The organism is Streptomyces sp. URMC 124 (assembly GCF_051386455.1).
Taxonomy (GTDB): Bacteria; Actinomycetota; Actinomycetes; order Streptomycetales; family Streptomycetaceae; genus Streptomyces.
Window position 1 is genome coordinate 23240 of record NZ_JBPQTS010000007.1, and the last position, 23709, is coordinate 46948.

The window sequence follows — 23709 nt, forward strand, 5'->3', positions numbered from 1 at the left end:
GACCATGTGGAGAGGAGCCCTGATCCAAGGGTGAGCACCAAGCCGACCACCACAGACCTCGAATGGACCGAACTGGACCAGCGGGCCGTCGATACCGCCCGCGTCCTGGCCATGGACTCCGTGCAGAAGGTCGGCAACGGCCATCCGGGCACGGCCATGAGCCTGGCGCCCGCCGCCTACCTGCTGTTCCAGAAGATGATGCGCCACGACCCCAGTGACGCCGACTGGGCCGGCCGCGACCGGTTCGTCCTCTCCCCCGGCCACACCAGCCTGACGCTGTACGTCCAGCTGTTCATGGCGGGCTACGGCCTGGAGCTGTCGGACCTGAAGTCCTTCCGCACCTGGGACAGCAAGACCCCCGGCCACCCGGAGCACGGTCACACCCGTGGCGTGGAGACGACGACCGGCCCGCTGGGCCAGGGCATCGCCAACGCCGTGGGCATGGCCATGGCCGCCCGCTACGAGCGCGGCCTGTTCGACCCGGAGGCCGCCGAGGGCACCTCCCCGTTCGACCACACCATCTGGGCGATCGTCTCCGACGGCGACCTGGAGGAGGGCATCTCCGCGGAGGCCTCCTCGCTCGCCGGCCACCAGAAGCTCGGCAACATCGTCGCGCTCTACGACGACAACCACATCTCGATCGAGGGCGACACCGAGACCGCCTTCTCCGAGGACGTTCTCAAGCGCTACGAGGCCTACGGCTGGCACGTCCAGCGCATCGAGCAGGCCGACAACGGCGACTTCGACGTCCACGCCCTGCACGCCGCCCTGAAGGCCGCGCAGGAGGAGACCGAGCGCCCCTCGCTCATCGCCGCGCGCACGATCATCGCCTGGCCGGCCCCGAACGCCCAGAACACCGAGGCCTCGCACGGCTCGGCGCTGGGCGCCGAGGAGGTCGCCGCCACCAAGCGCGTCCTGGGCTTCGACCCGGAGCAGGACTTCCAGGTCGAGGACGAGGTCTTCAGCCACGTCCGCAAGGTCGTCGACCGCGGCCGCGAGGCCCACGCCACGTGGGACAAGCGCATCCAGGAGTGGCGCGAGGCCAACCCGGAGCGCGCCGCGGAGTTCGACCGCATCGCCTCGGGCGAGCTTCCCGACGGCTGGGAGAAGGCCCTCCCGGTCTTCCCGGCCGGCAAGGACGTCGCGACCCGGAAGGCGTCGGGCGAGGTCCTCAAGGCGCTGGGCGGCGTGATCCCCGAGCTGTGGGGCGGCTCCGCCGACCTCGCCGGCTCGAACAACACCACGATCGACCCGTCGTCGTCCTTCCTGCCGAAGGGCAACCCGCTGCCGGAGGCGAACCCCTACGGCCGCACGATCCACTTCGGCATCCGCGAGCACGCCATGGGCTCGACCATGAACGGCATCGCGCTGCACGGCAACACCCGCGTCTACGGCGGCACCTTCCTGGTGTTCTCCGACTACATGCGCCCGGCCGTGCGTCTCGCCGCCCTGATGAAGCTGCCGGTCACCTACGTGTGGACGCACGACTCCATCGGCCTCGGCGAGGACGGCCCGACCCACCAGCCGGTCGAGCACATGGCCGCCCTGCGCGCCATCCCGGGCCTGAACATGGTCCGCCCGGCCGACGCCAACGAGACGGCGATCGCCTGGCGCGAGATCACCAAGCGCCACACCGTCAAGCCCGCGCCGCACGGTCTGGCCCTCACCCGCCAGAACGTCCCGACGTACGAGGCGAACGAGGGCGCGGCCAAGGGCGGCTACGTCCTGTTCGAGGCCGAGGGCGGCCGTCCGCAGGTGATCCTGATCGGCACCGGCTCCGAGGTCCAGCTGGCCGTCGAGGCCCGCGAGCAGCTCCAGGCCGAGGGCATCCCGACCCGCGTGGTCTCCATGCCGTCCGTCGAGTGGTTCGAGGAGCAGGACCAGGCCTACCGCGACGGCGTGCTGCTGCCGGACGTCAAGGCCCGCGTGGCCGTCGAGGCGGGCATCGGCCTGACCTGGCACCGCTACGTCGGCGAGGCCGGCCGCATCGTGTCGCTGGAGCACTTCGGCGCCTCCGCCGACTACAAGGTGCTCTACCGCGAGTTCGGTCTGACCACCGAGGCCGTCGTGGCGGCCGCGCGCGAGTCGATCGAGCACGCCGACGCCGCCCGCAGCTGACGCCCCTTCACTAGCAAGTAGGAGATGCAGAACCCATGACAGACGCACTCAAGCGCCTCTCCGACGAAGGCGTCGCGATCTGGCTGGACGACCTGTCCCGCAAGCGCATCACGTCCGGCAACCTGGCCGAGCTGATCGACCAGAGCCACGTCGTGGGCGTCACGACGAACCCGTCGATCTTCCAGAAGGCGATCTCCAGCGGTGAGGGCTACGAGCAGCAGCTCGCCGACCTCGCGGCCCGCAAGGTCACCGTCGACGAGGCCATCCGCATGATCACCACGGCGGACGTCCGCGACGCCGCCGACATCCTGCGCCCGGTCTTCGACGCGACGAACGGCCAGGACGGCCGGGTCTCCATCGAGGTCGACCCGCGCCTCGCGCACGACACGAAGGCCACCGTCGCCGAGGCCAAGCAGCTGGCCTGGCTGGTGGACCGCCCCAACACCCTGATCAAGATCCCGGCCACCAAGGCGGGCCTGCCGGCCATCGCCGACGTGATCGGCAAGGGCATCAGCGTCAACGTCACGCTGATCTTCTCCCTCGAGCGCTACCGCGCGGTGATGGACGCCTACCTGACCGGTCTGGAGCAGGCCAAGGCCGCCGGCCTGGACCTGTCCCTGATCCACTCGGTCGCGTCCTTCTTCGTGTCCCGCGTGGACACCGAGATCGACAAGCGCCTGGACGCCCTGGGCACCGACGAGGCCAAGGCGCTGCGCGGCAAGGCCGCCCTCGCCAACGCCCGTCTGGCCTACCAGGCGTACGAGGAGGTCTTCTCCTCGGACCGCTGGGCCGCCCTGGAGAAGGCCGGCGCCAACAAGCAGCGTGCGCTGTGGGCCTCGACCGGCGTCAAGGACCCGGCCTACAAGGACACGCTGTACGTGGACGACCTGGTCGCCCCGAACACGGTCAACACCATGCCGGAGGCCACCCTGGAGGCCACGGCCGACCACGGGCAGATCACCGGTGACACGGTGCGCGGCACGTACGAGCAGGCCAAGGCCGAGCTCGACGCGCTCGCCAGGATCGGGATCTCGTACGACGACGTCGTGCAGCTCCTGGAGGACGAGGGCGTCGACAAGTTCGAGCAGTCCTGGAACGACCTGCTGAAGTCCACCGAGGCGGAGCTCAAGCGCCTCGCCCCGGAGGCGTGAATTGAGCACAAGCAGCAATCCGCTGCGTGACGCTCTGGACCGACGGCTCCCGCGTATCGCGGGGCCGTCGGGCCTGGTCATCTTTGGCGTCACGGGCGATTTGTCCAGGAAAAAGCTGATGCCGGCGGTCTACGACCTCGCCAACCGGGGTCTGCTGCCGCCGGGCTTCTCGCTCATCGGCTTCGCGCGCCGCGACTGGGAGAACGAGGACTTCGCCCAGATCGTCCACGACGCCGTCAAGGAACACTCCCGCACGCCCTTCCGCGAGGAGGTCTGGCAGCAGCTGGTGCAGGGCTGCCGCTTCGTGCAGGGCGACTTCGACGACGACGAGGCCTTCGAGAAGCTCAAGAGCACCGTCGAGGAGCTCGACCAGGCCCAGGGCACGGGCGGCAACTTCGCCTTCTACCTCTCGGTTCCGCCGAAGTGGTTCCCCAAGGTCGTCCAGCAGCTCAAGAAGCACGGCCTGGCCGAGCAGAAGGAGGGCTCCTGGCGGCGCGCCGTCATCGAGAAGCCCTTCGGTCACGACCTGGCCAGCGCCCAGGAGCTCAACCGGATCGTCCACGAGGTCTTCCCGACCGAAGAGGTCTTCCGGATCGACCACTACCTGGGCAAGGAGACCGTCCAGAACATCCTGGCGCTCCGCTTCGCCAACACCCTCTTCGAGCCGATCTGGAACCGGTCCTACGTCGACCACGTGCAGATCACCATGGCCGAGGACATCGGCATCGGCGGCCGCGCCGGCTACTACGACGGCATCGGCGCCGCCCGTGACGTCATCCAGAACCACCTGCTCCAGCTGCTCGCGCTGACCGCCATGGAGGAGCCCGCCTCCTTCGACGCGGACGCGCTGGTCGCCGAGAAGACCAAGGTGCTGGGCGCCGTCCGGCTGCCCAAGGACCTCGGCAAGGAGACCGTCCGCGGCCAGTACGCGCACGGCTGGCAGGGCGGCGAGGAAGTCGTCGGCTACCTGGAGGAAGAGGGCATCGACCCCAACTCCAAGACCGACACCTACGCCGCGATCAAGCTGGAGATCGACAACCGCCGCTGGGCGGGCGTCCCCTTCTACCTGCGCACCGGCAAGCGGCTGGGCCGCCGCGTCACCGAGATCGCGGTCGTCTTCCAGCGCGCCCCGCACTCGCCCTTCGACCACACCGCCACCGAGGAGCTGGGGCAGAACGCCCTGGTCATCCGGGTGCAGCCGGACGAGGGCGTCACCATGCGGTTCGGCTCCAAGGTGCCCGGCACCCAGATGGAGGTCCGGGACGTCTCGATGGACTTCGCGTACGGCGAATCCTTCACCGAGTCCAGCCCCGAGGCCTACGAGCGGCTCATCCTCGATGTGCTGCTGGGTGACGCCAACCTCTTCCCGCGCCTGAAGGAGGTCGAGCTGTCCTGGCAGATCCTCGACCCGATCGAGCAGTACTGGGAGAGCAACGGCAAGCCCGCGTCCTACCCGGCCGGCACCTGGGGACCGGTCGAGGCGGACGAGATGCTCGCACGAGACGGACGGAGCTGGCGCCGGCCATGAAGATGGACCTCACGGACACCACGTCCAGCAAGATCAACAACGCGCTGGTCCAGGGCCGCCGTGCCATCGGCACCCCTGCCGTCGGCATGGTCCTCACCCTCGTCATCGTCACCGACGAGGAGCACGCCTACGACGCGCTCAAGGCCGCCAACGAGGCGTCCCGCGAGCACCCCTCGCGCAAGCTCGTCGTCATCAAGCGCGTCAGCCGCTCCCCGCGCGACCGCGCCAAGGCCCGCCTCGACGCCGAGGTCCGCGTCGGCACGTCCGCCGGCACCGGCGAGACCGTCGTGCTGCGGCTCTACGGCGACGTGATGGACCACGCCCAGTCGGTCGTCCTGCCGCTGCTGCTGCCCGACGCCCCCGTGGTCGTCTGGTGGCCGGTCGGCTCGCCGATCAACCCCGACAAGGACCCCCTCGGCGCCCTCGGCCAGCGCCGCGTCACCGACGCGTACGCCGCCGAGGACCCGGTCCAGGAGCTCGCGGCCCGCTCGGCGCACTACACGCCCGGCGACACCGACCTCGCCTGGGCCAGGATCACGCCGTGGCGCTCCATGCTCGCGGCCGCCCTGGACCAGCAGCACGCCGACGTCGTCTCCGCGGAGGTCGAGGGCGAGGGGTACAACCCCAGCGCGGAGCTGCTCGCTCTGTGGCTCGCCGACCGCCTCGGCGTGCCGGTGCGGCGCACCGTCTCCGACGGCCCCGGCCTCACGGCCGTCCGCCTGGAGACGAAGACGGGCCCCGTCGTCCTGGACCGCCCGGACGGCTCCCTGGCCACGCTCTCCATGCCCGGCCAGCCCGACCGTGCCGTCGCCCTGCAGCGCCGCGAGACGGCCGAGCTCCTCGCCGAGGAGCTGCGGCGGCTCGACCCGGACGACATCTACGAGTCGGCGCTGAAGTACGGCGTGGACCGGCTGCAGGAGGCGTCCGCCGCGAAGGCGCCCGCCGTCGAGGCCACCGAGGCACCGGTCGCGTCCGAGGCGCCCGCCGCGGAGGAGAAGCCCGCTGCGGCTGCGGCCAAGAAGGCCGGCGGCAAGAAGGCGGCCGGCAAGTGAGCACTCCGCAGATCGTCGTCCACCGGGACAAGGAGCTGATGGCCCGGGCCGCGGCGGCCCGGCTGATCACGAAGATCGTGGACGCCCAGGCCGCCCGCGGCTCGGCCTCCGTCGTCCTCACCGGCGGGCGCAACGGCAACGGGCTGCTCGCAGCCCTCGCCGCCGCGCCCGCCCGGGACGCGGTCGACTGGTCCCGGCTCGACCTGTGGTGGGGAGACGAGCGCTTCCTGCCCGAGGGCGACCCCGAGCGCAACGCCACGCAGGCCCGCGAGGCCCTGCTCGACGCCGTCGACCTCGACCCCGCGCGGGTGCACTACATGCCCGCCGCGGACGGCACCCACGACGACGCCGACGCGGCCGCCGAGGCGTACGCGGCGGAGCTGGCCAAGGCGGCGCGCCCGGAGGACCACGGGCCCGTCCCGTCCTTCGACGTCCTCCTGCTGGGCGTCGGCCCGGACACGCACGTCGCCTCGCTCTTCCCCGAGCTCCCGGGCGTCCGGGAGACCGAGCGCACGGTCGTCGGCGTCCACGGCGCGCCGAAGCCGCCGCCGACCCGCGTCTCCCTGACGCTGCCGGCGATCCGGGCGGCCCGCGAGGTCTGGCTGCTCGCCGCGGGCGAGGACAAGGCGAACGCCGTCGCCATGGCGCTGTCGGGCGCGGGCGAGATCCAGGCGCCCGCGGCGGGCGCGTACGGGCGTCAGCGCACGCTGTGGCTCCTGGACGCGCCGGCCGCGGCGCAGCTGCCGCGGGGCCTGTACCCGCCGGCTTCGCCCTGACGGTCCGCATGACCACGGCCCGGCTCCCCGTCTGTTCGGGGGCCGGGCCGTTGTCTTGGCACCGCCGGCGCGCAACCACCGTCCGACGAGTCCGGCGGTGCCGGACCCACCTCAGGCGGCGCGCCTAGCGCCCCCGCAGCTCCCGGTAGCGCGCGACCAGCGCGGACGTGGACGCGTCCAGGCCCGGAACGTCCGCGCCCTCCGTGAGCGCCGGCTCCACGCGCTTGGCGAGGACCTTGCCCAGCTCGACGCCCCACTGGTCGAAGGAGTCGATGTTCCAGATGGCGCCCTGGACGAAGACCTTGTGCTCGTACAGCGCGATGAGCTGGCCGAGCACGGACGGGGTCAGCTCGCCCGCGAGGATCGTCGTCGTGGGACGGTTCCCGCGGAAGGTCTTGTGCGGGACGAGCTCGGCGGGGACGCCCTCCGCCGCGACCTCCTCCGCCGTCTTGCCGAAGGCGAGCGCCTGCCCCTGGGCGAACAGGTTCGCCATCAGCAGGTCGTGCTGGGCCACCAGCCCCGGCTGCAGGTCGTCCACGGGCTTGGCGAAGCCGATCAGGTCGGCGGGGATGAGCTTCGTGCCCTGGTGGATCAACTGGTAATACGCGTGCTGCCCGTTGGTGCCGGGGGTGCCCCACACGACGGGGCCGGTCTGCCAGTTGACGGACTGCCCGTCGCGGTCGACGGACTTGCCGTTGGACTCCATGTCCAGCTGCTGCAGGTAGGCCGCGAACTTCGACAGGTAGTGGCTGTAGGGGAGAACGGCGTGCGACTGCGCGTCGTGGAAGTTGCCGTACCAGATGCCGAGGAGGCCGAGCAGCAGCGGGGCGTTCTCCTCCGGCGGGGCGGTGCGGAAGTGCTCGTCGACGAGGTGGAAGCCGGCGAGCATCTCGCGGAAGCGGTCCGGGCCGATGGCGAGCATCAGGGAGAGCCCGATGGCCGAGTCGTAGGAGTAGCGGCCGCCGACCCAGTCCCAGAACTCGAACATGTTGGCCGTGTCGATACCGAACTCGGAGACCTTCTCCTCGTTCGTCGACAGGGCGACGAAGTGCTTGGCGACGGCCTCCTCGCCGGCGCCCAGCCCCTCCAGCAGCCAGTTCCGCGCGGAGGTGGCGTTGGTGATGGTCTCGATCGTCGTGAAGGTCTTGGAGGCGACGATGAACAGCGTCTCGGCGGGGTCCAGGTCGCGCACGGCCTCGTGCAGGTCCGCGCCGTCGACGTTGGAGACGAAACGGAACGTCAGGTCCCGGGCGGTGTAGGCGCGCAGCGCCTCGTAGGCCATCGCCGGGCCGAGGTCGGAGCCGCCGATCCCGATGTTGACGATGTTCTTGACGGGCTTTCCGGTGTGGCCCTTCCAGTCGCCGTTGCGCACCCGGTCGGTGAAGACCTGCATCTTGCGCAGCACGGCGTGGACGGCCGGGACCACGTTCTCGCCGTCGACCTTGACGACGGCGGACTCCGGGGCGCGCAGCGCGGTGTGCAGCACGGCGCGGCCCTCGGTGGTGTTGATCTTCTCGCCGCGGAACATGGCGTCGCGCAGCCCGGCCACGTCCGCGGCGGCGGCGAGCTCGCGCAGCAGGCGCAGGGTCTCGTCGGTGACGAGGTGCTTGGAGTAGTCCAGATGGAGGTCGCCGACGGTGAGCGCGTACTTCTCGGCGCGTCGCGGATCGTCCGCGAACAGCTCGCGCAGGTGCACCTCCCCCAGTTCGTCCCGGTGCTTGGCCAGAGCGTTCCACTCCGGGGTCCGGTCCAGCCTGGTGCGGTCCTCTGCGTTCATCTCGGACATCAGTCCATTCATTCTCGTAACTGCCCCGCCGCCCTCCAACCTAATTGATCTGCGGTCGGTTCGAGCGCAAGACGAAACGGCACCCACGAGGGGTGCCGCTTCCTTTGGACGTGCCGCGGGTCAGATCTCTCCGCGGAGCTTGGCGAGCGCCTCGGCGAGGATGGCCTCGCCGTCGGCGTCGCTGCGCCGCTCCCGGACGTACGCGAGATGCGTCTTGTACGGCTCGGTGCGCGGCGGGTCCGGCGGGTTGTCCCGGTCCTGGCCTGCCGGGAAGCCGCAGCGCGGGCAGTCCCAGGTGTCCGGTACCTGTGCGTCGCTGGCGAAGCTCGGCTGCGTCTCGTGCCCGTTAGAGCACCAGAAGGAGATGCGGAGGCGCGGCGCGGACTCGCCCCGCTCGGCCTCACCCATCGGCCCCGCTCCGACCCGGCTTCCCCGGATCGCGTTGCCACTTGCCACGGTCGTAACTCCCTGCGTAATGGTGCTGCGGATCATCTGAACCGATGGTTCCGCTGCGGGCGCCCCAGTCTACGTAAGGCCCAACGCGCGTCCAGTGGCAGGAGTTACAGCCCGGCCGCGAGGACACGGCCTCAATGATAGGCCGCGTTCACGACGGTACGTCAGCTATCGAGCTTCATCAGCAGGCCGAGCGCGACGATGCACGCGAACCACAGCAGACCGACGACCACGGTGATGCGGTCGAGGTTCCGCTCGGCGACGGAGGAACCGCCGACGGAGGACTGCATGCCGCCGCCGAACATGTCGGACAGGCCGCCGCCCTTCCCCTTGTGCATGAGCACCAGCATCATCATCAGCACGCTGAAGATGATGAGGGCGATCGAGAACCCCATGACCACGGCTGGACCAACTCTCTCGGACGTCGATGGTGAGGGCCGGGACGGCGTGAAAACGCCGGTCCCGGCCCCGACAGGGTACGACGAGGAGCAGTCCTCGTCATAGCGCTGCTACTGGTCGCGGAAGCGCACGATCTTGACGAAGTCGTCCACGTCCAGCGCGGCGCCGCCGATCAGCGCGCCGTCCACGTCGGGCTGCGCCATGATCGCGGCGATGTTGCCGGACTTGACGGAGCCGCCGTACTGGATGCGGATCTTGTCGGCGACCTCACGGCCGTACAGCTCGGCGAGGCGGCCGCGGATCGCCCCGCAGACCTCCTGCGCGTCCTCGGGCGTGGCGACCTCGCCGGTGCCGATGGCCCACACCGGCTCGTAGGCGATGACGATGCTCTCCGCCTGCTCGGCGGGGACGTCCTTCAGCGCGCCGTCGACCTGCGCGAGGGTGTGCGCGACCTGGCCGCCGGCCTTGCGGACGTCCAGGCCTTCGCCGACGCACAGGATCGGGGTGAGCCCGTGCCGGTAGGCGGCCTTGACCTTGGCGTTGCAGATCTCGTCGCTCTCGCCGTGGTACTGGCGGCGCTCGGAGTGCCCGATCGCCACGTAGGTGCACTTGAGCTTGGCGAGCATGGCGCCGGAGATCTCACCGGTGTACGCGCCGGAGTCGAACGCCGAGACGTCCTGGGCGCCGTACTTGATCTTCAGCTTGTCGCCGTCGACCAGCGTCTGCACCGAGCGGAGGTCGGTGAAGGGCGGCAGGACGGCGACCTCGGTGCCCTCGTAGTCCTTGTCGGCGAGCGCGAAGGCGAGCTTCTGGACGTGGGCGATGGCCTCGAGGTGGTTGAGGTTCATCTTCCAGTTGCCCGCCATCAGCGGGGTACGTGCACTCACAGTGGTTCAGTCCTCCAGTGCGGCGAGGCCGGGGAGCGTCTTGCCCTCGAGGTACTCGAGGCTGGCGCCGCCGCCGGTCGAAATATGGCCGAAAGCATTCTCGTCGAAGCCGAGGGTGCGCACGGCCGCGGCCGAGTCGCCCCCGCCCACGACGGTGAAGCCCGGCGAGTCCAGCAGGGCCTGCGCGACGGCCTTGGTGCCGTTCGCGTAGTCGGGGTGCTCGAAGACGCCCATCGGGCCGTTCCAGAAGACCGTGCCGGCGTCGGCCAGCTTCGAGGCGTAGAGCTCACGGGTCTTCGGGCCGATGTCCAGGCCCTCCTTGTCCGCCGGGATGGCGTCCGAGGAGACGGTGTCGGGGTTGGCCGGCGCCTTGGTCTTCAGGTCCGGGAACTCGGCCGAGACCAGGACGTCGACGGGCAGGACGAATTCCACGCCCCGCTTCTCCGCCTCGGCCAGGTAGGCGAGGCAGGTGTCCTTCTGGTCCTCCTGCAGCAGCGAGATGCCGACCTCGTGGCCCTTGGCGGCCAGGAAGGTGTACGACATGCCGCCGCCGATGAGGATGCGGTCGGCCTTCTTGAGCAGGTTGTCGATGACGCCCAGCTTGTCGGAGACCTTGGCGCCGCCGAGCACCACCACGTAGGGGCGCGCGACGTCCTCGGTGAGCTTCTTCAGGACGCCGACCTCGGTGGCGATCAGGTCGCCGGCGGCGTGCGGCAGGCGCGCCGGGAGGTCGAAGACCGAGGCGTGCTTGCGGTGCACGGCACCGAAGCCGTCGCCCACGTACAGGTCGGCCAGCGCCGCGAGGGCGTCGGCGAAGGCGCCGCGCTCCGCGTCGTCCTTGCTGGTCTCGCCCGCGTTGAAGCGGAGGTTCTCCAGCAGCGTGACCTCGCCGTTCGCCAGTGCGGCGACGGTGGCCTTCGCGCTGTCGCCCACCGTGTCGGTGGCGAACGAGACCTTCTTGCCCAGGATCTCGCCGAGCCGCGCGGCGGCGGGGGCGAGGGAGAACTGGGGGTCCGGGGCGCCCTTGGGACGGCCCAGGTGGGAGGCGACGACGACCTTGGCGCCCGCGGCGGCGAGCTTGGCAATCGTCGGGGCGACGGCGCGGATGCGGCCGTCGTCGGTGATGGTGGTGCCGTCGAGCGGCACGTTGAGGTCGGCGCGGACGAAGATCCGCTTGCCCTCGACACCGTCCTGGATGAGTTCGTCGATCGTCTTCATGCGGTGACTCCGGTACTTCCGTAGGGTGGGGCCCCTCCCAGCGTCAGCTGGGGGACAGTCATGAGACGGGGCCCGTACGACGCGTCATCGCGTCGTACGAGCCCCGTCCCCTACATCCCGATGCCTGTGATCGTACGACCAGCGGGCGCAGAGATCAGAGCTGGCCGCCGACGAAGACGGTCAGGTCCACCAGGCGGTTGGAGTAGCCCCACTCGTTGTCGTACCAGCCGACGACCTTGACCTGCTTGCCCTGGACCATCGTCAGCTGCGAGTCGAAGGTGCAGGAGGCCGGCCAGTTGACGATGTCCGAGGAGACGATCGGGTCCTCGGTGTACTCGAGGATGCCCTTGAGCTGACCCTCGGCGGCCTTCTGGAAGGCGGCGTTGATCTCTTCCTTGGTGGTCTCGCGGTCGAGTTCCAGGACGAGGTCGGTGACCGAGCCGGTCGGGACCGGGACGCGCATGGCGATGCCGTCCAGCTTGCCCTTGAGCTGCGGGAGGACCAGGGCGGTGGCCTTGGCGGCACCCGTCGAGGTCGGGATGATGTTCTCCGCGGCGGCGCGGGCGCGACGCAGGTCGGAGTGCGGGAAGTCCAGGATGCGCTGGTCGTTGGTGTACGCGTGGACCGTCGTCATCATGCCCTTGACGATGCCGAAGGTCTCGTCGAGGACCTTGGCCATCGGCGCCACGCAGTTGGTGGTGCAGGAGGCGTTGGAGATGACGTCGTGGTTGGCCGCGTCGTACTTGTCCTGGTTGACGCCCATCACGATGGTGATGTCCTCGTTCTTGGCCGGAGCCGAGATGAGGACCTTCTTCGCACCGGCGGCGAGGTGCTTGGCGGCGTCCTCGCGCTTGGTGAAGATGCCCGTGGACTCGATGACGATGTCGGCGCCGAGCTCGCCCCAGGGGAGGTTCGCCGGGTCGCGCTCGGCCATCGTCTTGAACGTCATGTCGCCGACAGTGATCGTGTCGTCGGTGTGGCTGACGTCCTGCTTGAGGCGACCGAGGATGCTGTCGTACTTCAGCAGGTGGACCAGGGTGGCGTTGTCGGTCAGGTCGTTGACACCGACTACCTGAATGTCCGCACCCTGCTCCAGGAGCGCGCGGAAGTAGTTACGACCGATACGGCCAAAGCCGTTGATGCCTACGCGGATCGTCACGAACCGATCTCCTCGTTGGTGTGCCGGACTGTCCGCCGGCGGGCTGTTTTGGGATGTCCCCGACCAACCCCGACCCTACCTCTAAGAAGGTGGGGACGTGACATTGGCGTCACTGGGCCCTGAAGGGCGCTTCACCCCTTGACAGAGCGCAGGGCTGCACTAATGAGCGCGGACCGCTCGCCGGGGTCCGGGACGTGCTGCAGACCGAAGCCGAGGAGCACGGTGGAGGGGGTCGCCACCGCCGCCGCCCGGCCCGCGGCCGCCGCCGCGGCGCAAGCGCCGTCACGGAGCGTGACGTCCGATCCGCTGCAGCGGGCGGTCGTTGCGCCGTTCGGGTTCCCCGGGTTTCCCTCCGCCCGGCCGGCTGCGGCGTACTCACCCGCGGCCGCGCTGCGGAACTGCGGGAAGCTCGCCGGCGGCAGCTCGTCGGAGACGGGGGTGTACGAGCCCGCGGCGTCCAGCTTGTCGCCGGGAGCGTCACCGGGAGCGTCGGCGAGGCGGACGCTGATGCCGGCGAGCGCGCCGGAGCCGGTGAAGCGGGCCGGTGCCGGGTGCTGCAGGCGGCTGCCCGCGCCGAGGTAGTACTGGCTGAAGTCGTTGGTCTCGGCTGCCCCGACGACGCCGTGGCCGCCCGCCTGCTTGCCCGCGGCGACGAGCTTGCCGCCCTCGTTGACGAACTCCCGCACGGCCGTCAGCACGGCTCCGCCGGGCCGGTTGGCGCCGGAGTACCACACGACGCTCTTGAAGTGGCCGAGCACGCCGAGCGCGTGCGGAGCGCCCTGGGCCGCCACGTCCCACACGGCGGCGTCGCGGCCGGACGCGGCCAGGGCCTCCGTGTAGGCGGCGGCGTGCCGGGCGGCGCCGGGCCCGCCCTCGTCGGCGATCACCAGGGTGTCGGCCTCGGGGCGCTGCGCCACGGTGTAGGTGAAGGGTTCGCTGGCGGTGGGCTTGCCGTCGCGGGTCCGGCCGGTGTACCAGACGCGGACGCCGGAGCCGGGTTCGGCGCCCTCGACGTAGGCGCGGTACTCGGCGAAGCGGATGCTGTCCTGCCCGCCGTAGCGGTCGCCGCCCTTCCAGGCCTCCAGCGCGGCGGTGTGCGTACGCCCGCCGTCGATGCGGTAGTTGAGGCGCAGGTCGGTCAGGGACTTGCGGGCGGTGACGGAGACCTCCTGCTCGTCGCCGAGCGCGTAGGAGGTGGTGAAGGTGTCCGGGGAGAAGTCGGGGGCGGACAGGCCCACGGCCGAGCGGGGCCGGTCGGCGCCTTCGCGGTTGACGGCGGTTTCGGCGACGGACAGCGCGAAGGGGACGTTCTTGGCGAACTCCTGCTGGATCAGCTTCTCGTCGTCGGGGAAGCTGAAGGAGGACGGGCAGTCGGCCGGGTTCCAGCGGTCGTTCGGGTCGGCCGCGGAGGCGGTGCGGCAGGTCGACATCTCGGGGGTGAACATCATCGTCCCGTTGACGTTCGCCGCGTGCCCGTCGGCCTCGCCGTTGGTCGTGTAGAGCTCGGACGACAGCTGCGGGTGGTAGCCCGGGATCGCGGGCTTCTCCGGCGTGCCGGCCAGCGCCTTGTAGAGGACGTCGTCCGGGGTGGGGGTGGCGACCTGCCAGCCGACGCCGTAGAGCAGCAGTTCGGCGGCCGAGTGGTAGTTGACGGCGTAGCTGAAGCGGTGCGCCTTCTCGAAGGCGTCGATCGCCCGCGTCTCCGGCTCGGAGGCCGGTGCCGGGCCGCGGTAGGTCTCGGAGCCCGGGCGGGGCGAGGAACCCTCGTTGTCGTAGCCCCATTTGAAGGGGAAGTTGCGGTTGAGGTCGACGCCGTCGCCCGGGGTGATCTTGCCATCGCCGTCGTTGTCGCGCAGGTTCTTGCGCCACAGGCGGGTGGCCGGGCTCCGGAAGGTGTGGTCGTAGCCGTCGGGGTTGGCGGAGAGGACGAACCAGAGTTCGGCGCGGTTCACGACGTCGGTCAGGCGGGCGTCCTTGCCGTATCCGTCGAGGTAGTGGTGGAGCAGCCGCCGCGTCATCTCGGGGGTGATCCACTCCCGGGCGTGCTGGTTGGACATGTACAGCACGGCGGGCTTGCGGCCGTCGGGTGCGGTGCGAGCGTCCTTGCTCAGCTTCAGGGCGAGGATGTCCTGGCCGCGGACGGTCTTGCCGATGCTCACGACCTTGGTGAGGCCGGGGTGGGCCTTCGCCGTGTCCAGCAGCTCCTGCCGGAGGCCGTTGCTGCCGCTGTACGGGCGGAAGACGCCGTCGCCCGCGGCCTTCAGGCGCTCCTCGGTGCGCCGGGGCAGCCGTTTCTCGGTGAGGCCGACGCCTCGGTCGCGCAGCTCGCGGGCCTGCTGGCCGGTCAGGTAGAGCTCGACCGCGGCGGCCTTGGTGCCGGACGGGCGCTCGGCCAGTTCGTGGCCGTCGACGCCGGCCGCGAGGAGCAGCGGCACCTGGTCGGCGGTGATCTCGGCGGTCCAGACGGCGGGCGCGCCGTCGCCGTCGCGCGCCGCCGCCGGGGCGGCGGGTCGTGCCTGGGCGAAGGGTGCCGCGGCCAGTCCGCCGAAGAGCAGCGAAGCCGCCGCGAGGACCGATCTCGTCCTGCGTCTCATGAGCCCCCCTTGCTGTTGTCTGCCACGTCAGTGCACGGACGCCAGCCTGAAGAGGCTGCATGATCATGTCAACGATGCAGAAAGAGCCACTCCGGCGCCCTGCACGGCGCGGGGTGGCTCGCTGTGCCGGTGGCAGGACCGGCGTCACGGGCGGTGGAGCGGGGGCCGGCGCTACGGGCGGCCGGGCGGGCGGGCCGTCAGCCCGCCATGCCCTCCGCCATCTCCTCCGAGAGGTCCGACAGGTCGGAGAGGTTGGACTCGGTGCCGGGGATGCCGAGGTCCTGGGCGCGCTTGTCGGCCATGGCCAGCAGCCGCCGGATCCGGCCGGCGACGGCGTCCTTGGTCAGCGGCGGATCGGCCAGGGCGCCGAGCTCCTCCAGGGAGGCCTGCTTGTGCTCCATGCGCAGCCGGCCGGCGGCGGCGAGGTGCTCGGGCACCTCCTCGCCGAGGATCTCCAGGGCCCGCTGCACGCGGGCGCCCGCCGCGACGGCGGCGCGGGCCGAGCGGCGCAGGTTGGCGTCGTCGAAATTGGCGAGGCGGTTGGCCGTGGCCCGCACCTCGCGGCGCATCCGGCGCTCCTCCCAGGCCAGCACGGACTCGTGCGCGCCCAGGCGGGTCAGCAGGGCACCGATCGCATCGCCGTCGCGGACGACCACGCGATCGACGCCGCGCACCTCCCGCGCCTTGGCCGCGATCTGCAGCCGGCGGGCCGCGCCGACCAGCGCCAGCGCCGCCTCGGGCCCGGGGCAGGTCACCTCCAGGGAGGAGGAGCGGCCGGGCTCGGTGAGCGAACCGTGCGCGAGGAAGGCACCCCGCCAGGCGGCCTCCGCGTCGCAGGTGGCCCCGGAGACGACCTGTGGAGGCAGCCCGCGGATCGGCCGGCCGCGGCCGTCGACCAGGCCGGTCTGGCGCGCCAGCTGGTCACCGCCCGCCACCACCCGCACCACGTAGCGGCTGCCGCGGCGCAGTCCGCCGGGGGCCATCACCACCAGGTCGGAGGCGTGCCCGAAGATCTCCAGGATGTCCTTGCGCAGCCGCCGGGCGGCGATCCCGGTGTCCAGCTCCGCCTCGATCACGATGCGCCCGCTGACCAGGTGCAGACCGCCCGCGAACCGCAGGATCGCCGAGACCTCCGCTTTCCGGCAGCAGGTGCGGGTGACGGGGAGCCGGGAGATTTCATCCTTCACCGCTGCCGTCATCGCCATGGGCCGATCCTTCCATGCATCCGAAAAATACGGTCGTACGCGGCGGCCAACAGCTCCGGGTCATGGGTCGGGGAGCCGTCGGGCGCGGCGACCGGCGCCAGCTCGACCGCGGCCCCGAGCCGCTTCGCGGCGTCGGTGAGGCTCTCGCGGTCGGGCACGGCGGCCTCGTCGGCCAGCACCACGTCCAGGGCGAGTTTAGGGGCGTGTCGGGCCAAAACCTCCAAATGACGCTGCGGGGAGAAGCCATCGGTTTCACCCGGTTGTGGTGCGAGATTCAACGACAGCACCCGGCGGGCCTTGGTCTCCTGCAGGGCTTCCAGCAGCTCGGGGACGAGCAGGTGCGGGATGACGGAGGAGAACCAGGAGCCGGGGCCGAGCACCACCCAGTCCGCGTCGAGGACGGCGGCGACGGCCTCGGGCACGGCGGGCGGATCCTCCGGCACGACGTGCACGGACTGCACCTCGCCCGGGGTCAGCGCCACCGTGGCCTGGCCGCGGACGGTGCTGAGGGCGTCGGGCTCGGCGGGGTCGTGCCCCCGGACCAGGGCCTGCAGCTCCAGCGGCACGGCGGACATGGGCAGCACCCGGCCGTGCGCGCCCAGCAGCTTGCCGACCAGATCGAGGGCCTGGACGGGGTCGCCCAGCTGCTCCCAGAGGGCGACGATCAGCAGATTGCCCACGGCGTGGTCGTGCAGATCGCCCTCGCTGGTGAAGCGGTGCTTGATCACGCGGGCCCAGGTCTGGCCCCAGTCGTCGTCGCCGCACAGGGCCGCGAGGGCCTTGCGCAGGTCGCCGGGGGGCAGGACGCCCAGCTCGTCGCGGAGCCGGCCGCTGGAGCCGCCGTCGTCGGCGACGGTGACGACGGCGGTGAGGTCGCCGGTGATCCGGCGCAGGGCGGCCAGCGAGGCGGACAGGCCGTGGCCGCCGCCGAGGGCGACGACCTTGGGCTGGGCGCCGCGCTTCGCACGGCCCTCGGGCCCCCGGGTGGTCCGTCCGGGGACGAGGCGGCGCACCCGGCGGAGCCGGGAGGTGCGGCCGGTCACTCGCGCCCCATGTCCCGGTGGACGACGACGGTCTCCACTCCCTCGGAGACCAGGCGGTGGGCGAGCTTCTCGGACATGGCCACGGAGCGGTGCTTGCCGCCGGTGCAGCCGACCGCGATGGTCACGTAGCGCTTGCCCTCGCGGCGGTAGCCCGCGGCGATGAGCTGCAGGAGCTCGGTGTAGCGGTCGAGGAACTCCTTGGCGCCGGGCTGGTTGAAGACGTAGCCCGAGACCTCCTCGTTCAGGCCCGTGAAGGGGCGCAGCTCCGGGACCCAGTGCGGGTTGGGCAGGAAGCGGCAGTCCACCACGAGGTCGGCGTCGACGGGCAGGCCGTACTTGTAGCCGAAGGACATGACGGTGGCCCGCAGCTCCGGCTCCTCCTCGCCCGCGAACTGGGCGTCCATCTTGGCGCGCAGCTCGTGGACGTTGAGGCTGGAGGTGTCGATCACCAGGTCGGCGTCGCCGCGCAGCTCGCGCAGCAGGTCCCGCTCGGCGGCGATGCCGTCGACGATGCGCCCGGAGCCCTGCAGGGGGTGCGGGCGGCGCACGGACTCGAAGCGGCGCACCAGGGCGTCGTCGGAGGCCTCCAGGAAGATCACGCGCCGCTTGACCTTCTTGGCGGCCAGGTCGGCCAGGGACTCGCGGAGGTTGTCGAAGAAGCGCCGGCCGCGCACGTCCACGACCACGGCGATCCGGGCCACGTTGCCCTGGGAGCGGGCGCCGAGGTCCACCATGGTGGGGATCAGGGCGGGCGGCAGGTTGTCCACGACGAACCAGCCGAGGTCCTCCAGGCACTTGGCGGCGGTGCTGCGGCCCGCCCCCGACATGCCGGAGATGATCACCAGTTCGGGGATGGCCGCGGTGCCCTCGCCGCCGGTCGCATCCGCCGTCGTGCCCGTACTCACCTGTGCTCCGTCTCGATCGGTCCCGGTCATGCTGCTACCCCCGTCTCACTGACGGCGCCGCGGTCGCGGCCCCGTCTTCCATACTGCGTGCCCCATCATTCCCCCGCCTCCTCCATGATCTCGCCCGTGGCCATGTTCACGGCGGGGGCGGGCGGGGCGGCCGCCGCGAGCGCGGCGGCGATCGTCTCGGCGGTCTTGCGGCCGATGCCCGGCGTCTCGCAGATCTGCTCGACCGTCGCGGCGCGCAGCCGCTTGACCGAGCCGAAGTGCTTGAGCAGCGCCTTCTTGCGGGTCTCACCGAGACCGGGGACCTCGTCCAGCGGCCCGGCCCGCAGGGTCTTGGTGCGCTTGCTGCGCTGGTAGGCGATGGCGAAGCGGTGGGCCTCGTCGCGCACGCGCTGCAGGAGGTAGAGGCCCTCGCTGGTGCGGGGCAGCACGACGGGGTCGTCCTCGCCGGGCAGCCAGACCTCCTCCAGCCGCTTGGCCAGGCCGCAGACGGCCACGTCCTCGATGCCGAGCTCGTCCAGCGCACGGCGGGCGGCGGCCACCTGCGGCTGCCCGCCGTCGACGACGACGAGCTGCGGCGGATAGGCGAAGCGCTTGGGGCGGCCGTCCTCGGTGCGGCCGTCCTCGGTGCGGGCGTCCGCCGGACCGTCGTCCGCGGCGTGTCCGTTCTCCTCCGCGACCGCGTTCTCCTCGGACCACTCCCCCGCCTTCTGCTTCTCCTGCAGATAGCGGCGGAAGCGCCTGCCGATCACCTCGTGCATCGACCGGACGTCGTCCTGGCCCTCGAAGCCCTTGATCTGGAAGCGGCGGTACTCGCTCTTGCGCGCCAGGCCGTCCTCGAAGACGACCATGGACGCCACCACGTCCTGGCCCTGGAGGTGGGAGACGTCGAAGCACTCGATGCGCAGCGGCGCGGAATCCAGCTCCAGGGCCTCGGCGATCTCCTCCAGCGCCCGGGAGCGGGTGGTCAGGTCGGAGGCGCGCTTGGTCTTGTGCAGGACGAGGGCCTGCTGGGCGTTGCGCTGGACCGTCGCCATCAGGTCCTTCTTGTCGCCGCGCTGGGGGATGCGCAGGTCGACCCGGGAGCCGCGGCGCTCGCCCAGCCACTGGGCGACGGGCTCGACCGGCTCCGGCAGGGCCGGGACCAGGACCTCCTTGGGCACGGCGTCGCCGCGCTCCTCGCCGTAGAGCTGCTGCAGGGCGTGCTCGACCAGGCCCGCGGTGTCGACGGCCTCCACCTTGTCGGTCACCCAGCCGCGCTGGCCGCGCACCCGGCCGCCGCGCACGTGGAAGATCTGCACCGCGGCCTCCAGCTCGTCCTCGGCGACGGCGATCAGGTCGGCGTCGGTGGCGTCGGCGAGGACGACGGCGTTCTTCTCCAGGGCGCGCCGGAGGGCTTCTATGTCATCGCGCAGGCGGGCCGCCTTCTCGTACTCCATCTCCTCGGCGGCCTCGTGCATCCGCTGCTCCAGGCGGCGCAGGTACGCACCGGTGCGGCCGGCCATGAAGTCGCAGAACTCCTCGGCCAGTTCGCGGTGCTCCTCGGCGCTGACGCGGCCGACGCAGGGGGCGGAGCACTTGCCGATGTACCCCAGCAGGCAGGGGCGGCCGATCTGGGCCGAGCGCTTGAACACCCCGGCGGAGCAGGTGCGCACGGGGAAGACGCGCAGCATCAGGTCGACCGTCTCGCGGATGGCCCAGGCGTGGGCGTACGGGCCGAAGTAGCGCACGCCCTTCTTCTTGGGGCCGCGCATGACCTGCACCCGCGGGAACTCCTCGCCCATGGTGACGGCGAGGGAGGGATAGCTCTTGTCGTCGCGGTACTTGACGTTGAAGCGGGGGTCGTACTCCTTGATCCAGGTGTACTCCAGCTGGAGCGCCTCGACCTCGGTGGAGACCACGGTCCACTCGACGGAGGCGGCCGTGGTCACCATCGTGCGGGTGCGCGTGTGCAGGCCGGCGAGGTCCTGGAAGTACGAGGAGAGCCGCTGGCGCAGGCTCTTCGCCTTCCCGACGTAGATCACCCGGCCGTGTTCGTCACGGAATCTGTAGACCCCCGGCGAGTCGGGGATCTGTCCCGGCTTGGGTCGGTAGCTGCTGGGGTCGGCCATGTCACACACCCTACTTGCGGGCAGTGACAATCCGCGTCCGCCTGCGGAGGGACCGGCTCCGGCCCCGGCGGGGGGTGGTGGCCGGGGACGGAGGCCGGAACCGGGCCGGCCGGAGACCGGCCCGGTAGGGCGTCAGCGGCGCCGGAGCCTGCGGCGCGCGGCCACGGCGCCCGCGCCGAGGACCACGGCCGCACCGCCGGCCGCCGCCGCGGAGGCGGTGGTGCTCAGCGGGCCGGAGCCGCCCTGCGGCGCGGGGGCCGCCTGCTGCTCCGCGGCCGCCTCCTGCCCGGGGCCGTAGCCGCCCGCCCGGCCGTCCTTCGCGTACGCGGAGCCGGGCAGCTTGTCGCCGTACGCCTTGTGGACGCGGGCGCGGTAGCCGTCGAGCGTGGTGCCCTTCGCGCCGACGGCACGGACGGCGTCGGCGTCCAGCGGCAGGACCTTGTCGCCGCGCTGCACGTACCAGGCGTCGATCTGCGGCTCGCGGAAGACCGTGCCGCCGGCGAGCTTCTGCGCCCCCTCGGCGGCGTAGCGCGTCTCGTCGTCCCCGGTGGCGATGTTGACGACCTTCCAGTCGCCGCCGGTGCGCGCCGTCCACACCGACGCCTTCTGCCCGTCGGAGGAGACCGCCTTGCTGGCGAGGAAGTCGAGCGTGGCGACGGGGGCGTCCTCCTTGCCCGCCACGAACTCCGGGGAGAGCGTGTAGACGGGCACGGTGGCGCCCTCGATCCTCGGCTGCGCCTTCGCCGCGGCGACCGCACCGTCGCGGGCGAAGAAGCGGGACAGCGTCCCGAGGGTCGAGGAGGAGGCCGCCGCCTCGTGCGCGGCGGAGACTCCGGCGGCGGTGGGGGCCGCGGGAGGCGCCGGCGTGGCGGCGTGGGCGAGGGGGGCGAGGCCGAGGAGGGCGGCGGTGAGCGCGCCGGCGGCCGCCGCACGGGCCGCGTTCGTGCGGATGTGCTGCTGCGCGAGCATCCGGTCGGTCATGACCTCACGCCCCGATCCGGTAGAGCGAGTGGGTCCAGGAGAAGTTGTTGTTGTTCACGTACCAGCTGTGGGACGCCCAGTTGTAGCGGTTGCTGGAGGGCCAGGGGTCGCCCCAGTACACGAACTGGTTCGCGTCGTCGTAGCCGTAGAGGACGTGCATGTGACCGCCGCCGGAGGACCACTGGATGCGCGTCTCCACGGGCCTGTTGGCGCTGACCTCGCTCTGGACGGTCGGGTAGCGCAGCCATCCGCTCACGTACGAACCGGGGTTGATGCCGGCCCACTGGAAGGCGGTCTGCACGTTGCCCAGCGTGGCCTGGTTGTTGGGGCACTCCGAGCCCATCTGGCGGCGGAAGGCGGCGTTGCAGAACTGGTTCTGGGTGTAGTTGCGCCCCAGCCAGGTCGCGATGGTGTTGCCGGAGGCGGCCCAGCACCAATTGCTCTTCTGCTGGGCCTGCATGGTGATGTCGAGCTTCTTCGAGGCGCGCAGGGAAGGCTGGTCGCCGCCTGCTGCGGACGCCGTGGTGGGGACGGCGAGAAGCAGGGCGGCGGCCACGGCGGCTGCGGTGGACAGCCGTCTGCCGCGTATGCGGGCCCTTCCGGGGGTGTTCGGTTGTGCCGATGCACGGGACATGGACGTTCCTCCCGAGGCGGGGGGTGGTGATGGAGGCGCGTCCGGACGCTGGTCAGGAGCATCAGGGAGTTGTCAGTGAATGGTCAACCGGCTTCAATGCTCGGTGAGCCGACGGTGTGAACGGGGCCTACCGGATGTGAACGTCCGCTGCCCGGCCATGAGGATCACAGCGGTCCGCCGGCCCCCGTCGCGTTCACCACCGGTGAATATTCACAGAGGCGCAGGGGTGGGACGGATGGCACGCAGACGGGCGACCGGCGACGCGACCGAGGCCGAACTGGCCCTGGCCCTGCGCACCGGGCCCTTCCACGTGGCGCTGCGGACCGCGCTCAGCGCACGGGGACTGGCGCTGGCCCGGGTGCAGCACCGGCTCGCGCAGCGCGGCGTGCACGTCGGCGTGACGAGCCTCAGCTACTGGCAGCAGGGCGCGCGCCGCCCGCAGCGGGCCGAGTCGCTCAGGGCGGTGCGGGCGCTGGAGGAGCTCCTGGAGCTGCCCGCCCACTCCCTGACGCGGCTGCTGGAGCCCGCTTCCCCGCTCACCGGTGCCGAGCGGCCCGCCGCCCGCTCGTACCGTTCGCTGGTCGAGGAGTCCCGCGCCCTGGAGCGGCTCCTGGCCGACCTGGGCTCCCCCTCCGACGGCGGCCTGCACACCGTCTGCCACCTGGAGCGCGTCCGCATAGGCGCCGGGCGGGAGCTGCAGGGGCGCGACTCCCACCACGTGGTGCGCGCCCACCGCGACGGCGTCGACCGCTACCTCGCCATCCACCACGGGGACGAGGGCTGCGACCCCGGCCGGGTGGCCGTGCGGGCGAACGAGAACTGCCGGGTCGGCCGGGTGCGGTGGCACACGGCCGCCGGGGTGCTCGTCGCGGAGCTGCTCTTCGACACCCGGCTGCGGGCCGGGGACACCTACGTCTTCGGCTACGGCTTCGAGGACGGCACCGCGGGGCCCAGCAGCGAGTACGTGCGCGGCTTCAGTTTCGCCGGCGGGCAGTACGTGCTGCAGGTCCGCTTCGACGCCGCCGAGCTGCCCGCGCACTGCCTGCGCTTCACCCGCACCTCGGCGGGCGCGCCCCGCGGCGGGCAGCAGGAGCTCACGCTCGCTGGGCGCCACCGCATGGTGCACCTGGTGGAGCAGACAGTGCGCCCGGGGATCGTGGGGATCGCCTGGGACTGGTCGTGAGGACGCCGGACGAACCGCCGGGCGACCCGCTGAACGAACCGCCGGACGAACCGCCGGGCGGGCGTCAGGCCTCGGGGCCCGCGATCAGCTTGCCCCCGACCGCCTTGACGGGCACGGCCGGCAGCGGGGCGCCGGCCGGACCCTGGAGGACCTTGCCGGTGTTCGCGTCGAACTCGCTGCCGTGACAGGGGCAGCGGACCTTGCCGTTCTCCACCTTGTCGGCCACGCAGCCCGCGTGCGTGCACACCGCGCTGAAGGCCTTGTACTCGCCCGGGGCGGTCTGCGAGACGACCAGCCGCTCCTCCCGGAAGAGCCGCGCCTGCCCGACGGGCACGCCGTCCACCGCACCGAGATCCACCGGAGCCGTGGGCGTGGCGGACGCCTTGGGGCCCGTCTTGCCGCCGCAGGCGGCGGCGCCCAGCCCGGCGACGCCCGCGAGCGCGGCGCCCCTGAGCACGGTGCGCCGGGACGCACAAGGGGGCTCGGCGGGGCTCTGCGGGCACGAGGGGGTGGTCATGGG

The 23709-nt window shown here is 71.7% G+C and carries 19 protein-coding genes and 1 pseudogene; 6 read left to right on the top strand and 14 right to left on the bottom strand.

Annotation, left to right across the window (positions count from 1 at the left end; genetic code table 11):
• Positions 1-30 precede the first annotated feature (30 nt).
• From tkt to pgl, 5 genes are read left to right on the top strand one after another with little or no spacing between them, the layout of a single operon-like run.
• The gene (gene tkt, locus ACSNOG_RS02545; protein WP_436750845.1) at positions 31-2118 is read left to right on the top strand and encodes a transketolase; all 2088 of its coding nucleotides are present in this window, start codon (positions 31-33) and stop codon (positions 2116-2118) included.
• A 35-nt stretch (positions 2119-2153) separates the two neighbouring features.
• A complete protein-coding gene (tal, locus tag ACSNOG_RS02550) occupies positions 2154-3269 on the top strand; it encodes a transaldolase (RefSeq protein WP_436750846.1) in 1116 nt (371 codons plus the stop codon).
• A 1-nt stretch (position 3270) separates the two neighbouring features.
• Positions 3271-4797: a glucose-6-phosphate dehydrogenase gene (zwf, locus tag ACSNOG_RS02555; RefSeq protein WP_436750847.1), complete on the top strand. Its 1527-nt coding sequence runs from the start codon at positions 3271-3273 to the stop codon at positions 4795-4797.
• On the top strand, positions 4794-5849 hold the full coding sequence (gene opcA / locus ACSNOG_RS02560; RefSeq protein WP_436750848.1) for a glucose-6-phosphate dehydrogenase assembly protein OpcA: 1056 nt from the start codon (positions 4794-4796) through the stop codon (positions 5847-5849). Before zwf ends, opcA begins: the two co-directional genes overlap by 4 nt.
• The gene (pgl, locus tag ACSNOG_RS02565) at positions 5846-6625 is read left to right on the top strand and encodes a 6-phosphogluconolactonase (protein WP_436750849.1); all 780 of its coding nucleotides are present in this window, start codon (positions 5846-5848) and stop codon (positions 6623-6625) included. Before opcA ends, pgl begins: the two co-directional genes overlap by 4 nt.
• 124 nt (positions 6626-6749) lie before the next feature.
• Here pgl and pgi read toward each other — a convergent pair whose 3' ends face one another.
• The 13 genes and pseudogenes from pgi to ACSNOG_RS02630 form a co-directional block, all read right to left on the bottom strand.
• Positions 6750-8402: a glucose-6-phosphate isomerase gene (pgi, locus tag ACSNOG_RS02570; RefSeq protein WP_436750883.1), complete on the bottom strand. Its 1653-nt coding sequence runs from the start codon at positions 8400-8402 to the stop codon at positions 6750-6752.
• 129 nt (positions 8403-8531) lie between these two features.
• The gene (locus ACSNOG_RS02575; RefSeq protein WP_003957010.1) at positions 8532-8867 is read right to left on the bottom strand and encodes an RNA polymerase-binding protein RbpA; all 336 of its coding nucleotides are present in this window, start codon (positions 8865-8867) and stop codon (positions 8532-8534) included.
• 161 nt (positions 8868-9028) lie between these two features.
• Positions 9029-9259 carry a preprotein translocase subunit SecG gene (secG, locus tag ACSNOG_RS02580; RefSeq protein WP_030366610.1) on the bottom strand — a complete coding sequence of 77 codons (231 nt, stop codon included), beginning with the start codon at positions 9257-9259 and terminating at the stop codon, positions 9029-9031.
• Between the two features lie 114 nt (positions 9260-9373).
• Complete coding sequence (gene tpiA, locus ACSNOG_RS02585; protein WP_229899659.1) at positions 9374-10150, bottom strand: triose-phosphate isomerase; 777 nt, start codon at positions 10148-10150, stop codon at positions 9374-9376.
• 6 nt (positions 10151-10156) lie between these two features.
• The gene (locus tag ACSNOG_RS02590) at positions 10157-11368 is read right to left on the bottom strand and encodes a phosphoglycerate kinase (RefSeq protein WP_436750850.1); all 1212 of its coding nucleotides are present in this window, start codon (positions 11366-11368) and stop codon (positions 10157-10159) included.
• 154 nt (positions 11369-11522) lie between these two features.
• Positions 11523-12527 (bottom strand): type I glyceraldehyde-3-phosphate dehydrogenase, encoded by a 1005-nt coding sequence (gene gap, locus ACSNOG_RS02595; protein ID WP_168094519.1) that lies wholly within the window; start codon positions 12525-12527, stop codon positions 11523-11525.
• A gap of 371 nt (positions 12528-12898) precedes the next feature.
• Positions 12899-15121, bottom strand: a pseudogene (locus tag ACSNOG_RS02600) (M14 family metallopeptidase); the annotation flags it as partial.
• Between the two features lie 197 nt (positions 15122-15318).
• Positions 15319-16326: a DNA-binding protein WhiA gene (gene whiA / locus ACSNOG_RS02605; protein ID WP_030366605.1), complete on the bottom strand. Its 1008-nt coding sequence runs from the start codon at positions 16324-16326 to the stop codon at positions 15319-15321.
• Positions 16317-17369, bottom strand: coding sequence for a gluconeogenesis factor YvcK family protein (locus ACSNOG_RS02610; RefSeq protein WP_436750851.1), 1053 nt, complete (start codon positions 17367-17369; stop codon positions 16317-16319). The genes whiA and ACSNOG_RS02610 overlap by 10 nt, the downstream gene beginning before the upstream one ends.
• Positions 17366-18304, bottom strand: coding sequence for an RNase adapter RapZ (gene rapZ / locus ACSNOG_RS02615; RefSeq protein ID WP_436750852.1), 939 nt, complete (start codon positions 18302-18304; stop codon positions 17366-17368). Before rapZ ends, ACSNOG_RS02610 begins: the two co-directional genes overlap by 4 nt.
• 65 nt (positions 18305-18369) lie before the next feature.
• Entirely contained in the window at positions 18370-20391 is a 2022-nt protein-coding gene (gene uvrC / locus ACSNOG_RS02620) for an excinuclease ABC subunit UvrC (protein ID WP_436750853.1), read from the bottom strand.
• A gap of 132 nt (positions 20392-20523) precedes the next feature.
• A complete protein-coding gene (locus tag ACSNOG_RS02625) occupies positions 20524-21372 on the bottom strand; it encodes a hypothetical protein (protein WP_436750854.1) in 849 nt (282 codons plus the stop codon).
• A gap of 4 nt (positions 21373-21376) precedes the next feature.
• Positions 21377-22006: a papain-like cysteine protease family protein gene (locus ACSNOG_RS02630; RefSeq protein WP_436750855.1), complete on the bottom strand. Its 630-nt coding sequence runs from the start codon at positions 22004-22006 to the stop codon at positions 21377-21379.
• A 235-nt stretch (positions 22007-22241) separates the two neighbouring features.
• Between ACSNOG_RS02630 and ACSNOG_RS02635 the strand changes: the two genes are divergently transcribed.
• Positions 22242-23189, top strand: coding sequence for a hypothetical protein (locus tag ACSNOG_RS02635; protein ID WP_436750856.1), 948 nt, complete (start codon positions 22242-22244; stop codon positions 23187-23189).
• 64 nt (positions 23190-23253) lie between these two features.
• Here ACSNOG_RS02635 and ACSNOG_RS02640 read toward each other — a convergent pair whose 3' ends face one another.
• Positions 23254-23706, bottom strand: a complete 453-nt coding sequence (locus ACSNOG_RS02640) for a Rieske (2Fe-2S) protein (protein ID WP_436750857.1) — start codon at positions 23704-23706, stop codon at positions 23254-23256.
• Positions 23707-23709: the final 3 nt, after the last annotated feature.

Coding starts and splice junctions, on each gene's coding strand:
- ACSNOG_RS02625 (WP_436750854.1), bottom strand. CDS start 21,372: ATGACCGACCGGATGCTCGCGCAGCAGCACATCCGCACGAACGCGGCC.
- whiA (WP_030366605.1), bottom strand. CDS start 16,326: ATGGCGATGACGGCAGCGGTGAAGGATGAAATCTCCCGGCTCCCCGTC.
- uvrC (WP_436750853.1), bottom strand. CDS start 20,391: ATGGCCGACCCCAGCAGCTACCGACCCAAGCCGGGACAGATCCCCGAC.
- rapZ (WP_436750852.1), bottom strand. CDS start 18,304: ATGACCGGGACCGATCGAGACGGAGCACAGGTGAGTACGGGCACGACG.
- tal (WP_436750846.1), top strand. CDS start 2,154: ATGACAGACGCACTCAAGCGCCTCTCCGACGAAGGCGTCGCGATCTGG.
- ACSNOG_RS02590 (WP_436750850.1), bottom strand. CDS start 11,368: ATGAAGACGATCGACGAACTCATCCAGGACGGTGTCGAGGGCAAGCGG.
- pgi (WP_436750883.1), bottom strand. CDS start 8,402: ATGAACGCAGAGGACCGCACCAGGCTGGACCGGACCCCGGAGTGGAAC.
- ACSNOG_RS02630 (WP_436750855.1), bottom strand. CDS start 22,006: ATGTCCCGTGCATCGGCACAACCGAACACCCCCGGAAGGGCCCGCATA.
- secG (WP_030366610.1), bottom strand. CDS start 9,259: ATGGGGTTCTCGATCGCCCTCATCATCTTCAGCGTGCTGATGATGATG.
- ACSNOG_RS02635 (WP_436750856.1), top strand. CDS start 22,242: ATGGCACGCAGACGGGCGACCGGCGACGCGACCGAGGCCGAACTGGCC.
- opcA (WP_436750848.1), top strand. CDS start 4,794: ATGAAGATGGACCTCACGGACACCACGTCCAGCAAGATCAACAACGCG.
- ACSNOG_RS02640 (WP_436750857.1), bottom strand. CDS start 23,706: ATGACCACCCCCTCGTGCCCGCAGAGCCCCGCCGAGCCCCCTTGTGCG.